Source organism: Streptomyces sp. GLSS-08, from assembly GCF_056387915.1.
Genome location: NZ_JBWJAQ010000004.1, coordinates 1 through 13,025, shown reverse-complemented (window position 1 = coordinate 13,025; position 13,025 = coordinate 1). Strand labels below are relative to the sequence as shown.

Annotated in this window: 10 protein-coding genes and 1 rRNA gene; 5 read left to right on the top strand and 6 right to left on the bottom strand. The window is 72.9% G+C overall.

Going from position 1 to position 13,025, the window contains the following annotated elements; genetic code table 11:
- Positions 1–121 precede the first annotated feature (121 nt).
- From AC0ZLC_RS08160 to mtnA, 5 genes are all read right to left on the bottom strand, one after another.
- A complete protein-coding gene (locus AC0ZLC_RS08160) occupies positions 122–1,066 on the bottom strand; it encodes a ComF family protein (protein ID WP_476751223.1) in 945 nt (314 codons plus the stop codon).
- 173 nt (positions 1,067–1,239) lie between these two features.
- Entirely contained in the window at positions 1,240–3,066 is a 1,827-nt protein-coding gene (locus tag AC0ZLC_RS08155) for an LpqB family beta-propeller domain-containing protein (protein WP_476751222.1), read from the bottom strand.
- Positions 3,056–5,140, bottom strand: a complete 2,085-nt coding sequence (mtrB, locus tag AC0ZLC_RS08150; protein WP_476751221.1) for an MtrAB system histidine kinase MtrB — start codon at positions 5,138–5,140, stop codon at positions 3,056–3,058. Before mtrB ends, AC0ZLC_RS08155 begins: the two co-directional genes overlap by 11 nt.
- A 1-nt stretch (position 5,141) precedes the next feature.
- Entirely contained in the window at positions 5,142–5,831 is a 690-nt protein-coding gene (mtrA, locus tag AC0ZLC_RS08145) for a two-component system response regulator MtrA (RefSeq protein ID WP_220784158.1), read from the bottom strand.
- Positions 5,832–5,835: 4 nt separating this feature from the next.
- Positions 5,836–6,984: an S-methyl-5-thioribose-1-phosphate isomerase gene (mtnA, locus tag AC0ZLC_RS08140; protein WP_476751220.1), complete on the bottom strand. Its 1,149-nt coding sequence runs from the start codon at positions 6,982–6,984 to the stop codon at positions 5,836–5,838.
- 140 nt (positions 6,985–7,124) lie between these two features.
- Between mtnA and AC0ZLC_RS08135 the strand changes: the two genes are divergently transcribed.
- From AC0ZLC_RS08135 to AC0ZLC_RS08115, 5 genes are read left to right on the top strand one after another with little or no spacing between them, the layout of a single operon-like run.
- Positions 7,125–8,483, top strand: coding sequence for a DUF7847 domain-containing protein (locus AC0ZLC_RS08135; RefSeq protein WP_476751219.1), 1,359 nt, complete (start codon positions 7,125–7,127; stop codon positions 8,481–8,483).
- 4 nt (positions 8,484–8,487) lie between these two features.
- On the top strand, positions 8,488–9,294 hold the full coding sequence (locus tag AC0ZLC_RS08130) for a DUF4129 domain-containing protein (RefSeq protein ID WP_476751218.1): 807 nt from the start codon (positions 8,488–8,490) through the stop codon (positions 9,292–9,294).
- Complete coding sequence (locus AC0ZLC_RS08125; protein WP_476751217.1) at positions 9,291–10,481, top strand: DUF4350 domain-containing protein; 1,191 nt, start codon at positions 9,291–9,293, stop codon at positions 10,479–10,481. Before AC0ZLC_RS08130 ends, AC0ZLC_RS08125 begins: the two co-directional genes overlap by 4 nt.
- The gene (locus AC0ZLC_RS08120) at positions 10,481–11,470 is read left to right on the top strand and encodes an AAA family ATPase (RefSeq protein ID WP_476751216.1); all 990 of its coding nucleotides are present in this window, start codon (positions 10,481–10,483) and stop codon (positions 11,468–11,470) included. The genes AC0ZLC_RS08125 and AC0ZLC_RS08120 overlap by 1 nt, the downstream gene beginning before the upstream one ends.
- Complete coding sequence (locus AC0ZLC_RS08115) at positions 11,470–12,780, top strand: DUF58 domain-containing protein (protein ID WP_476751215.1); 1,311 nt, start codon at positions 11,470–11,472, stop codon at positions 12,778–12,780. The genes AC0ZLC_RS08120 and AC0ZLC_RS08115 overlap by 1 nt, the downstream gene beginning before the upstream one ends.
- 120 nt (positions 12,781–12,900) lie before the next feature.
- On the opposite strand, the gene rrf is transcribed toward AC0ZLC_RS08115, so the two are convergent.
- Positions 12,901–13,017, bottom strand: a 5S ribosomal RNA gene (gene rrf, locus AC0ZLC_RS08110).
- Between the last annotated feature and the right edge of the window lie 8 nt (positions 13,018–13,025).

Sequence of the window (13,025 nt, the reverse complement as noted above, 5' to 3'; positions counted from 1 at the left end):
TGCGCCTTTGCCTCACAACCGAACATATCTCGCCCGGACGGATGTCGTCACCCTCTACTGCGGTACACCTCCGTTCAGGTGAAGTACCCGTCTCATTACCTGCAACGATGCAACTTCCTGCTCAGTTCCGGTTGATTCCGAAAGCGTCCGGTGAGGCCGCGACCACCGCTGCACGGATCCCGCTTCGGCCGAGATCCGTGCCCGCCGCGCCCGGCCGGGTCCTGGTTCGATTTTCCCTCTCATCGGCCGTCACCGCCCTTTCGTCGATCATCCGCACTTCCGCTCGTGCCCATGTTCGCGAGACGTACGCACGTGTGTCCGCAGGCTGTGCCGCGCACGCCTCCCGGACCGCCCGCGCCGCCTCCGCCAGCGAGGCGCCGGTGGTCATCAGGTCGTCGACCAGGACCACCCGCCCGGCACCGGCCAGCAGTCGGCGTCCCGCGGCGGCCACCTCCAGGGCACCCGCGAGATTGTCCAGCCGCTGCCGGGAGTTGAGTCCCGACTGGTCGGCGACCGGGCGGCGCTGGCGCAGGACGCCGAGCACCCGGGCCGCCGTCCCGCCGCGCCGCAGCTCCCCCGCCGCCGCGAGCGCGATCCGCCGCGCGGGATCGTGCCCCCGGGCCCGCACCGCCCTGCGCGCGGACGGCACGGGAACGAGCAGCACGGGCTCTGGGACAGCCCCGGCGCACCCGGGGGGCACCGGTGCCCGCCGGCCCGCCGGAAGGCCGCCCGGCCCGCTCACAGGCCCGGCAGCACCCACCTCATGCGTGCGCTCCCCCAGCCCCGCCCGCACGGCTCCCGCCAGAGCCGCCCCCAGCGGGCCCGCGAGAGCCAGCGCGCCCCGTTCCTTGTGGGCGAGGAGCACCGCCCGCACCTCGTCCTCGTAGGGAGCCGCCGCGTGCACCACGGGCAGCCCCGCCGGCTCCGGCACCGGTCGCACCCGGCACGGCACGGTGTCGCAGAGAACCGCACGGCACTCGGGACAGAGCACCGTACGAAGTCGTCCGCAGCCTCCGCACTCGGCCGGCAGCACCAGGTCGGTGAGGTCCTGCCACCACCCCCGCATGGCCACCACTGTGCCAACGCCCGGGCCGGCCTGCCACCCCTGTGGACAACTCCCTGTGGACAACGTCCCACGTCCGTCCACAGGCGTCACCCGTGCGGTGCCCGCCCACGGGAACAAGGCGCTTGAGGCCGGGCCCCGACCGCCCGCACCGCGCCCCGGAGAAAGCCTCCCGGCTACCCGGGATAGATGGGCGCCGTCCCCTCCTTGACCACCTTCTGCCACTGCGAGGCCGCCGACAGGCGCACGATCCCGTCCACCGAGTACGCCACCAGCGGCAGCCGCTCGTCCTCGGACGCGGCGATCTCCTTCACGCCGGTGAGCGCCGACGGGGGCGTACGCAGCGGAGTGGAACCGTCGACCCGGACGTACTGCATCTGCTGCACACCGCCCGACTCGCGGCCGACCACGACCAGTTGGCTGTCCGCGGCCCACGACATGGCCGTGACCTCCTCCAGCTGCGGGCTCGCGGAGCGCAGTTCGAGGATGGAGACACCGGGCCGCCCACCGCTCCCGCTCTCGCGCTCGATCCGCCCGATCTGCAGGGACGTCCTGCCGTCCTTCTCCACGATCAGGGCGATCCGCACCCCGTCGGCGGCCACCCGCACCGCCTTGATACGGCCGTCGAGCTGCGGCGTCCTGACCGTGACCGGGTCGCCCGCGCCCTTCTCCAGCAGCAGCAGCCGGGAGTCCTCCGGGTCGCGGTCGGCCACCCACAGGTCACCCGAACCGTCCCAGCTGGGCCTCGTCAGCCGCTCGTCCTCGGTCTTGCCCCGGCTGCGCAGCACTGCCTGGCCGAGCGAGCTGCCCGACACCAGCGACCCCACGTAGAGCGAACGCCCGTCGAGGGAGACCCCGGCCGCGCTGTCCTCGCCGCGCGAGACCGCGGCGGTACGCAGCGCCTTGCCGCCCTCGCCCAGCGCCCCGGGCACCGGCTCGGGATCCTTGCCGCTGCCGGTGGCCAGCAGCCGCACCAGCCGCTGCTTCTCGTCGATGAAGTACTGGTACTCCGGCGGCTTTCCCGCGCCGTGCGAGGCGACGGTCCCCGACCTGTCCTCGCCGAGCACGCACAGCTGCGAGCCGTCGGAGCGCTCGAGCTTCACCTCCTCCACCCCGGTGGGTGTCAGATCCTTGAGCGTGAAGAGGAGTTGGGCCGCCATCTTGGTGCACTGGGACTGCCCGACGTGGTCCGCCTTCGCGTTCAGCGGCACCGTGAGCCTGTTCTGGTCGTCGGGTGCAAGCGAACCGACGCCGCTCCTGAGAGCCGTGCGCGAGGGGAAGCTCGACCTCACCACCGGATCAAGCCAGCGTGTGGGCCCCCTCAGGAGTGCCCGGACCGTCTCGGTCATCGGGTCGACCTCCTTGCGCACGTAGATCGGGTCGGCGACGGCACCCGGCCGCCCGCCCGAGCCGGTGGGCACGGTCGAGGCGAAGTAGTACTTGTTCACGGACAGGTAGTTGCGCTGGAAGTCGGACTTGCCCATCAGCACGCCCTGCGGCAGCCCGTCGATGCGCCACTGCCTGTCCTTCTGCTGCGTGAGGTACACCGACTTCTTGTACGCGCCGCCGTCGGGCGCGTACGCGTGCTGCGCGTCCACGGTGGCGACCTTGAGACCGGACAGCGTGTAGACGTAGTCGTCGCCGCTCTCCCGGTCCCCGTGCTGCGGCACGGTGTTCGGCCCGTCCGCGAGCACGGTCGTGGACTCGTACGGCTTCCACTTCCGCCGGGCGCCCTCGGTCAGGTACTTCCGCGCGGTCTCGTACTGCGGGTCGTCACTGGTCAGCGCCTCCAGGAAGCCCTGCACGATCTCCTCGGGCCGGGCGTCCTCCCGCGGCGGCATCGCGAACACCCGCACCTGCGCGTCCTGGCGCGGCGTGGACTCCACGTCGCGCAGATCCCCGCCGTCCGGCATCGAGGCGCACCCCGCGAGCAGTACGGCACCACAGCCGACGTACACGCCGAGGCGCACCGGGCGCCGGCGGCCTCCCCCCTCAGCGCCCACGAAATGCCTTCCCTTCCTTGACCTCGTCCGTCCTGCCGCCCCCGTCGGACGGCCGCTGCGCGCCGTCCCCGGGCGCCGCCGCGGGCGGCGGACCATCCTGCCGCCGGGCGTGCTGGGCGGGCCGCGGCACCACGCGTGCCCCGCTGCCGGGCAGCGCCGTAGGGTCGGCCGTGGGGGGCGCGCCGGCCGGCCGGGCCGCCATGGAAGCCCGCGCCGCCGCGTGCTCGCCGGACGGCTGGACGGGGACCGTGGCGAGCTTGCCACCGCCGGCGTGCGGCAGACCGGCGTCGTGGAGTCCCCGGTTGCGCCGGGAGTCCTTGGGTTCCAGGGGTATCGGCGATCCCCTCAGCGGTTCGTCCGCCGTCCGCGGCAGCGTCAGCCGGAACTGCGAACCGCCGCCCGGCTCGCCCCACGCCTGGAGCCAGCCGCCGTGCAGCCGCGCGTCCTCCAGGGCGATGGACAGGCCGAGCCCGGTACCGCCGGTGGTCCGCGCGCGTGCCGGGTCGGCCCGCCAGAAACGGCTGAAGACGCGGGTCGCCTCACCGGGCTTGAGGCCCACGCCGTAGTCACGGACCGCGATGGCGACCGCCCCGCCCGCCGCGGCGAGCCTGACCACCACGTCCTTGCCGTCGCCGTGCTCAACGGCGTTGACGACGAGATTGCGCAGCACCCGCTCCACGCGCCGGGCGTCCGCCTCGGCGACCACGGGCTGCTGGTCGCCGACGACGCGTATGCGCGTGCCCTTCCGCTCGGCGAGCGGCTCGGCGCCGCTGATGACTCTGCGGACGACTTCCCGCAGGTCTATCGGCTCGGCCTCCAGGGCCGCCGCCCCCGCGTCGAAGCGGCTGATCTCCAGCAGATCCGCCAGGAGCGTCTCGAAGCGGTCCAGCTGGTCGGCGAGCAGCTCGGCCGACCTGGCGGTCATCGGATCGAAGTCCACACGCGCGTCGTGGATGACGTCGGCCGCCATCCGCACGGTCGTCAGCGGCGTACGCAGCTCGTGCGACACGTCGGACACGAACCGCCGCTGCATCCGGGACAGGTCCTCCAGCTGCTGGATCTTCAGCTGCAGGCTCTGCGCCATCTTGTTGAACGCCTCGCCGAGCCGGGCGATGTCGTCCTCGCCGGTGACCTTCATCCGCTCCTGCAGGCGGCCGGCGGAGAGCCGCTCGGCGATGCCGGCCGCCATCCGTACCGGCGTGACCACCTGGCGCACCACGAGCCAGGCGATGGCCCCGAGCAGCACCACGACGAACAGCCCGGCCGTCGCGAGCGTCCCCTTGACCAGGCTCAGCGACTTCTCCTCCTGCGTCAGCGGGAAGAGGTAGTACAGCTGGTACGGGTTGCCCTTGGGGTCGTTGACCTGCTTGCCGATGACCAGCGCGGGCTGGGACTCCTTCTCGTCCGTGTAGACGACACGGGTGTAGCTCTGGGCGGCGGCCATGCTGGTGTCGACGCGGCGCCGCAGGTCCTCGGGCACACTGGCCGCCGGGTCGACGTTGCCGGAGGAACGCGGGCCGCGCCCGCCGCTCTCGTCGCCGACCGGCGCGGACGTGCTGAGGGTCACCACGTCGAAGGCGCCCTGCCCGCCGCTGGACAGCGACTCGACCAGGTCGCTCATCCACTGGGGGCTGACGCTCTGCGGCGATCGGCCCTCCGTGTCCGAACCGCCGTCGCCGCTCGAAGCCGCGGCCGTGTCCGCCTTCTGCTTGGCCACGGCGAACCCGCCGGTGGCCTGACTCTGCGAGGCCCTCACCTTGGCGTCCAGCAGGCCGTTGCGCACCTGCCCGATGACGACGAAGCCGAGCAGCAGCACCACGCCGAGAGACATCAGCAGGGTCGTCACGACGATCTTGAGCTGGATGTTGCGCCGCCACAGCCGCATGACGGGCAGCAGCGGGCGGCGCACCCAGCGCGTGAACAGCCGCAGGACCGGGCTGCCCTGGACTCCGCCCTGGAGCAGCCCGCCCGGGACGAAGCGTTTCCAGCGGGAGCCCGTCATCGTCCGACCGACAGGCCGCTCCGCGCGAGCCCCCGGCTGCCCGGGCGCCGAAGCGGCACTGTCCCTGGACATGTCAGCTCGGTCCGGCCTTGTAACCGACACCACGTACGGTCACCACGATCTCCGGCCGCTCCGGGTCCTTCTCGACCTTGGAGCGAAGCCGCTGGACATGGACATTGACCAGGCGGGTGTCCGCGGCGTGCCGGTAGCCCCACACCTGCTCCAGGAGCACCTCACGCGTGAACACCTGCCACGGCTTGCGGGCCAGCGCCACCAGCAGATCGAACTCCAGCGGTGTCAGCGCGATGGACTGCCCCTCCCGCTTCACAGAGTGACCGGCCACGTCGATGACCAGATCACCGATGGTGAGCTGCTCGGGCGCCGGCTCCTCGGACCGCCGCAGCCGCGCCCTGATCCGCGCCACCAGCTCCTTCGGCTTGAACGGCTTCACGATGTAGTCGTCGGCGCCCGACTCGAGGCCCACCACGACGTCGACGGTGTCGCTCTTCGCCGTGAGCATCACGATCGGCACCCCGGACTCCGCCCTGATCAGGCGGCACACCTCGATACCGTCCCGTCCGGGCAGCATCAGGTCCAGGAGCACCAGATCGGGCTTGGTCTCACGGAAAGCGGCCAGCGCCTTGTCGCCGTCGGCTACGAAAGACGGCTCAAAACCTTCACCACGCAACACAATGCCGAGCATCTCGGCCAGTGCGGTGTCGTCATCGACGACAAGGACTCGTCCCTTCATAAACGACATCATCCCATTAGCTAATCGTTACTTGGCGTGACCTGGCACACAGCTCGGCTAGCGCCTCCGCCGTGACGGGCGACACGGCGCCCTCTTCGGTGACGATCGCCGTCACCAACTCGGGTGGCGTCACATCGAATGCCGGGTTGTACGCCTGGGTGCCCAGGGGTGCCACCGGTATCCCGCCTCCCGCTCCCACTCCCGCCACCGGCACCTGAGGTGCTGTGATCTCCGTCACTTCATGACCGCCCCGCTGCTCGACCTCGATGGAAGCGCCGTTCGGGGTGCCCGGATCCACCGTCGTCACCGGCGCCACCACGATGAACGGCACGTGGTGGTAGCGGGCCAGCACGGCGAGCGGATAGCTCCCCACCTTGTTCGCCACCGAACCGTCGGCGGCGATCCGGTCGGCACCGACGAGCACCGCGTCCACCTCTCCCGAGGCGAACAGGGAGCCCGCCGCACTGTCCGTGAGCAAGGTGTACGCCATTGCGTTGCGCGCCGCCTCGTACGCGGTCAGCCTCGCACCCTGCAGCAAAGGCCGCGTCTCGTCCACCCACAGCCGCCGCAGCCGCCCCGCCCGGTGTGCCGCGAGGGCCACCGCGAACGCCGTGCCCTCCCCGCCGGACACCAGCGCTCCGGTGTTGCAGTGGGTCAAAATCCGGTGGCCGCCGCCCGGCAGCAGCTCATCCAGCAGTGCCAGGCCGTGCTCCGCCATACGTGCGCTGGCCTGGGCGTCCTCCCGGTGGAGGGCCCGTGCCGCGGTGAGCGCCGCCGCGGCGGCCTGCCCCTGGCCGCCACCGCCGGCGAGCGCGGCGCGGTATGCGGCCAGGGCCCTGTTCACCCCGGCGGCGAGGTTCACGGCGGTCGGCCGGGCGCCGGCCAGTTCCACGGCGGCGTCCTCCACCTCGAAGCCGCGCACGGCGGCGAGCGCGACCCCGTACGCCCCGGCGATGCCCAGCAGCGGCGCACCGCGCACCGCGAGCGTGCGGATCGCCTCCACCAGCGCGGGGGCGTCCGTGCACACCAGCTCGACCTCCTCGGCCGGCAGCCGCGTCTGGTCGAGGAGAACCAGTACGGGGCCTTCAGGTGGTTCCTCCCAGCGGATCGCCGGTATCTCCGTGGGCCGGTTGTCTTCGCGGACCTGCGCGTACTGATCAGCCATCCGCTCAGTCTGCCCCGTACCGGGCGGACAATTGAAGGTGTGCAGCCCGGACGACCCCCGGCCCCCGGACACGCACGCCGTGGCACGATGGCTGCCAACCTGCCGCCGCGCCCGCGGACGGGCACCGTGAAGGAGCGACGATGAACGACACTCCGGGCTGGGCCTCGCCCGGATCCGCCCCCTCCGACGGGCAGGAGCCGGACCGCACCGGCCCTGCACAGCCCACGGACCCGCACGGCACGGACCGGACCGACCCCCCGTCGAAGTGGTCCAAGGAGCAGCCCCCGCCCGGCCGGTGGACCGCTCCGGCCCCCCAGGCGCCGCCGCAGGCCCCGCCGCCTCCGCCGCAGCCCGGCCAGGGCTGGGGCGCGCCGCCCCCCACAGGCCCCGGCGGCCCCGGCTACGGCGCCCCCGGGCCCGGCGTCGGCTACGGCGGACCCGGCTACGGCGCCCCCGGCGGATACGCCGGACCCGGCGGCTGGGGAGGCAACTGGGGCGGCCCGCCGCCCGCGGCCAAGCCCGGCGTGATCCCGCTGCGCCCGCTCGGCGTCGGCGAGATCCTCGACGGCGCGGTCTCCACCATGCGCACGTACTGGCGCACGGTCCTCGGGATCTCGCTGACCGTCGCCGTCGTCACGCAGGTGATCGTCGTCCTGCTCCGGGGCCTGGTCCTGGACGACAGGGCCGGCTCCGACGTCCTCGACGACCCCAGCGCCACGGCGGGAGAGCTCAGCCGTGCCTTCGGGGACCTGATGCTGAGCTCCGGAGCCGTCGCTCTGGTCAGCATGATCGGCACCGTCTTCGCCACGGCCCTGCTCACGAGCGTGACCAGCCGCGCCGTACTCGGCAAGCCGGTGACCACGGCGGAGGCCTGGCGCGACGCCCGTCCCCGGCTGCCCAGACTCTTCGGACTGGTCTTCCTGCTGATGCTGACCGGGGCCGCGATCCTCGCCGTGGGCGTGCTGCCCGGCATCCTGGTCGCCGTCGCCGGATCGGCCGCGGGCGGTGCGGCGCTGGGCGTCATCGGCGGCCTCGGCGCGAGCGTCGTCGCGATCTGGGTACTGGTCCGCTTCTCGCTCGCCTCGCCCGCCCTGATGCTGGAGAAGCAGGGCGTCAGGAAGTCGCTGAACCGCTCCGTGAAGCTGGTGCGCGGCTCCTGGTGGCGCATCTTCGGCATCCAACTGCTCGCCACCGTCATCGCCAACGTCGTGGCGTCGATCATCGTGATTCCGTTCGCCCTCGTCGCCGCCGCGCTGAGCGGCGACGGCATCGGCGGCTTCGTCAACGGCACCGGGGACCTCGGCTGGACGTTCCTCGTCGTCAGCGGCGTCGGCGCGGTGATCGGATCCATGCTCACCCTCCCGATCAACGCCGGTGTGACGGTGCTGCTCTACATCGACCAGCGCATCCGCCGCGAGGCCCTCGACCTCGACCTGGCCCGCGCGGCCGGTGTCCAGGGCTACGGCGCGGGCACCACCGGCGCCATGCCGGGGAGCTGATGCGGTGAGCCTGGCGGGGGGATTCCTCACGGCGGGACCGGCGCTGCCCCGCGCCGCCGGAACGGCCCTGCGGTGGCTGTCGCACACCGGCGACACCGCCGTGCTCACGCTGCCGCGCGCCGGGGCCGGGGGCCTGCTGTCCCTGGCCCGCTCCGGCGGCGAACCGCCGGTGACCACCGAGCGCGACCCCGCGCGGGAGGCCGCCCGGCGCGAGCTGTCCAAGCGGATGTACCACGAGAACGACCCGAGCCTCCTCCAGCGCGCGCTGGACGCCTTCTGGGAGTGGCTGGGCAAGCTGCTCGGCGCCACCTCCGACGCCGCCCCCGGGGGAGCGCTCGGCCTTGTCGTCATCGTGCTCGCGGTGCTGGCCGTGCTCGGCGCGCTGTGGTGGCGCCTCGGCACCCCGCGTCGCGCCCCCGCCTCGTCCGCCACGCTGTTCGACGACCGCCCCCGCAGCGCCGCCGAACACCGCGCGGCCGCCGGGGCACACGCCGCCCAGGGCCACTGGAACCAGGCCGTCCAGGAACGCATGCGCGCCGTCGTCCGCTCCCTGGAGGAACGCGCCCTGCTCGACCCCCGCCCCGGCCGCACCGCCGACGAGGCCGCCGCGGAGGCGGGCCGCACCCTGCCCTCGCACACGGACCGGCTGCGCACCGCCGCCCGGGACTTCGACGACGTCACATACGGCGGACGCGCAGCCGCCGAAGCGACGTACCGCCGGCTCGCGGACCTCGACAGCGACCTGGAACGCACCAGGCCCGTACTCGCGGACAGCGCGGCCCACCGCGCCGGCCCGGGGGCCGCCCGATGACCACCGAGGCCACGCTCCCGTCCACCTCGGCCTCGCCCACCGCCCGTCAGGTGTGGACCCGCTCGCGCGGTGTCCTGCTCGCCCTCGTGACGCTCCTGGTGGCGGCCGTCGTGATCGCAGCCGTCCGCTCCGACGCCCGGCACGGCCGTCTCGACCCGCGCTCCGCCGACCCCAGCGGCAGCCGTGCCGTCGCCGAACTCCTCGCCGACCGCGGGGTGTCCACCCGCGTGGTCACGACCACCGACGCGGCCCGCGACGCCGCCGGCCCCGACACCACCCTGCTGGTGGCCGCCCCCGACCTGCTGACCTCCCGTCAGCGGACCCTGCTGCACACGGCGTCCGAGCACTCCGGCGGCCGCACGATCCTGCTCGCCCCCGGGTCGCCCTCCCTCGGCTCCCTCACCCCCGGAGTCACCGCCGACCCCGCGACCAGCTTCGACTCGACGCTCTCCCCCCACTGCGACCTGCCCGCCGCCCGCCGCGCGGGCACCGCGGACACCGGCGGCATCCGCTACCGCACCGACCTCGAAGCCGACTCCTGCTACCCCAGCGACGGCCTGCCCACCCTGCTGCGCGTCCCGGCGGCCTCCGGAGACGGCGACACCGTCCTGCTCGGCGCCCCCGACATCCTCCACAACGACCGCCTCGACGAGCAGGGCAACGCCTCCCTCGCCCTGCAACTGCTCGGTTCCCGCCCCCATGTGGTGTGGTACCTCCCCTCCCTCTCGGACACCTCCGCCGACGACGAGGGCGAGCAGGGTTTCCTCGACCTGCTCCCCTCGGGCTGGCTCTGGGGCACACTGCAGCTCTTCGTCGCGGCGTGCCTGGCCGCCCTGTGGCGAGCGCGCCGCCTCGGCCCCCTCGTCCCCGAGCGGCTTCCCGTCGCGGTCCGCGCCTCCGAGGCCGTCGAAGGCCGCGCCCGCCTCTACCGCAAGGCCAACGCCCGTGACCGCGCGGCAGTCGCTCTGCGCTCCACCACCCGCACCCGCCTCGCCCCCCTCATCGGCGTCTCCCCGGCCCAGGCGCACGCGCCCGAGGCCCTGCTCCCCGCCCTGTCCGCCCACCTCCTGCACGACGGACAGGCCCTGCACTCCCTGCTCTTCGGCCCGCCGCCCGGCGACGACGCGGCCCTCATCGCACTCGCCGACCAACTCGACGCCCTCGAAAGAGAGGTACGCCGTTCATGATGGACCCGACCACTGACAACGCCGGGTACACCGGGGACGCGGGCGCCGCCCGTTCCTCCCTGGAAGCCCTGCGCGCCGAGATCGCCAAAGCCGTGGTCGGCCAGGACCCCGCCGTGACCGGTCTCGTCGTCGCCCTCCTCTGCCGCGGACACGTACTCCTCGAAGGAGTCCCAGGAGTCGCCAAGACGCTGCTCGTCCGCGCCCTGGCATCGGCACTCGAACTCGACACCAAGCGCGTCCAGTTCACTCCCGACCTGATGCCGAGCGACATCACCGGCTCCCTCGTCTTCGACGCCCGCACCGCCGAGTTCTCCTTCCAGCCCGGCCCGGTCTTCACGAATCTCCTCCTCGCGGACGAGATCAACCGCACCCCGCCCAAGACCCAGTCGTCCCTCCTCGAAGCGATGGAGGAACGCCAGGTCACCGTGGACGGCACCCCGCGCCCGCTCCCGGAACCGTTCCTGGTCGCCGCGACCCAGAACCCGGTCGAGTACGAGGGCACGTACCCTCTCCCCGAAGCCCAGCTGGACCGCTTCCTCCTCAAGCTGACGATCCCGCTGCCCTCCCGCGAGGACGAGATCAACGTCCTGACCCGGCACTCCGAGGGCTTCAACCCGCGCGACCTGCGCGCCGCCGGCATACGGCCCGTGGCGGGACCGGCCGACCTGGAGGCCGCCCGCGACGCCGTCGCGAAGACAGCCGTCTCCCCCGAGATCACCGGCTACGTGGTGGACATCTGCCGTGCCACCCGCGAATCGCCGTCCCTCACCCTCGGCGTGTCCCCGCGAGGCGCGACGGCCCTCCTCGCCACGGCCCGCGCCTGGGCATGGCTGACGGGCCGCGACTACGTCATCCCCGACGACGTCAAGGCACTGGCCCTGCCCACCCTGCGCCACCGGATCCAGCTCCGGCCCGAGGCCGAGATGGAAGGCGTGACGGCCGACTCCGTCATCAACGCGATCCTGGCCCACGTCCCCGTCCCCCGCTGATGGCTCTCACCGGACGTGCCGCGCTGCTCGCGGCTCTCGGCTCGCTGCCCGTCGGCATCTGGGAACCCGGCTGGACGGGCATCCTCGCCGTGAACGCCCCCCTGGCCCTGGCGTGCGCCTGCGACTTCGCCCTGGCCGCGCCGGTACGTCGGCTGAGCCTGGCGCGCTCCGGTGACACCTCGGTACGCCTCGGTGAGAGCGCCGACGTCACCCTGACGGTCACCAACCCGTCCGGCCGTCCCCTGCGCGCCCACCTGCGGGACGCCTGGCCGCCCAGCAGCTGGAATCCCGGCACGGAAGTGGCCGCGTCCCGTCACCGCCTGACCGTCCCCGCGGGGGAACGTCGGCGCGTCACCACCCGGCTGCGCCCCACCCGGCGCGGCGACCGCCAGGCGGACCGCGTCACGGTCCGCTCGTTCGGTCCCCTCGGTCTCTTCTCCCGCCAGGGCAGCCACCGGGTTCCCTGGACGGTACGCGTCCTGCCCCCTTTCACGAGCAGGAAGCACCTGCCCTCCAGGCTGGCCCGCCTCCGCGAACTCGACGGTCGCACGAGCGTGCTGACGCGCGGTGAGGGCACGGAGTTCGACAGCCTCCGCGAGTACGTCCCCGGGGACGACACCCGCTCCATCGACTGGCGCGCCACGGCCCGGCAGACCACGGTCGCCGTCCGCACCTGGCGCCCCGAGCGTGACCGGCACATCCTGCTCGTCCTCGACACGGGCCGCACCTCGGCCGGCCGCGTCGGCGACGTCCCGAGGCTCGACGCCTCCATGGACGCGGCCCTCCTGCTGGCCGCCCTCGCCTCCCGGGCCGGCGACCGCGTGGACCTCCTGGCGTACGACCGCCGGGTACGTGCCCTGGTCCAGGGCCGCTCGGCAGGCGACGTCCTGCCTTCCCTGGTCAACGCGATGGCGACCGTGGAACCGGAACTCGTCGAGACCGATGCCCGCGGCCTGACCGCCATGGCACTCCGTACGGCTCCCCGCCGCTCCCTGATCGTCCTGCTGACGAGCCTCGACGCGGCCCCCGTCGAGGAGGGCCTGCTCCCTGTACTGTCCCGCCTCACCCGGCGTCATACGCTGCTGGTGGCCTCCGTGGCCGATCCACACGTCGCGCGCATGGCGACCGCCAGGGGCACGACGGAAGCCGTGTACGAGGCAGCAGCCGCGGCACAGGCCCGAACGGAACGCCATCGCACGGCCGAACAGCTGCGTCGTCACGGCGTCACGGTCGTCGACGCCACTCCGGACGAACTGGCACCTGCTCTCGCCGACGCATACCTCGCCCTGAAAGCCGCCGGCCGCTTGTAGCCCACACAAAAAAAGGGGGCCTCTCCGAAAGAGGCCCCCGGTTATACAGAGGAACTAGAAACGAGAAACGCAGAAAACCCCCGTACCGGTATCCCGGTACGGGGGTTTTCTCCAAAAGTTGTTCGGCGGCGTCCTACTCTCCCACAGGGTCCCCCCTGCAGTACCATCGGCGCTGTAAGGCTTAGCTTCCGGGTTCGGAATGTAACCGGGCGTTTCCCTCACGCTATGACCACCGAAACACTATG

Excerpts from the sequence above, each read along its gene's own strand:
- AC0ZLC_RS08160 (WP_476751223.1), bottom strand. The coding sequence starts at position 1,066 with ATGCGGGGGTGGTGGCAGGACCTCACCGACCTGGTGCTGCCGGCCGAG.
- mtrB (WP_476751221.1), bottom strand. The coding sequence starts at position 5,140 with ATGTCCAGGGACAGTGCCGCTTCGGCGCCCGGGCAGCCGGGGGCTCGC.
- mtrA (WP_220784158.1), bottom strand. The coding sequence starts at position 5,831 with ATGATGTCGTTTATGAAGGGACGAGTCCTTGTCGTCGATGACGACACC.
- mtnA (WP_476751220.1), bottom strand. The coding sequence starts at position 6,984 with ATGGCTGATCAGTACGCGCAGGTCCGCGAAGACAACCGGCCCACGGAG.
- AC0ZLC_RS08135 (WP_476751219.1), top strand. The coding sequence starts at position 7,125 with ATGAACGACACTCCGGGCTGGGCCTCGCCCGGATCCGCCCCCTCCGAC.
- AC0ZLC_RS08125 (WP_476751217.1), top strand. The coding sequence starts at position 9,291 with ATGACCACCGAGGCCACGCTCCCGTCCACCTCGGCCTCGCCCACCGCC.
- AC0ZLC_RS08120 (WP_476751216.1), top strand. The coding sequence starts at position 10,481 with ATGGACCCGACCACTGACAACGCCGGGTACACCGGGGACGCGGGCGCC.
- AC0ZLC_RS08115 (WP_476751215.1), top strand. The coding sequence starts at position 11,470 with ATGGCTCTCACCGGACGTGCCGCGCTGCTCGCGGCTCTCGGCTCGCTG.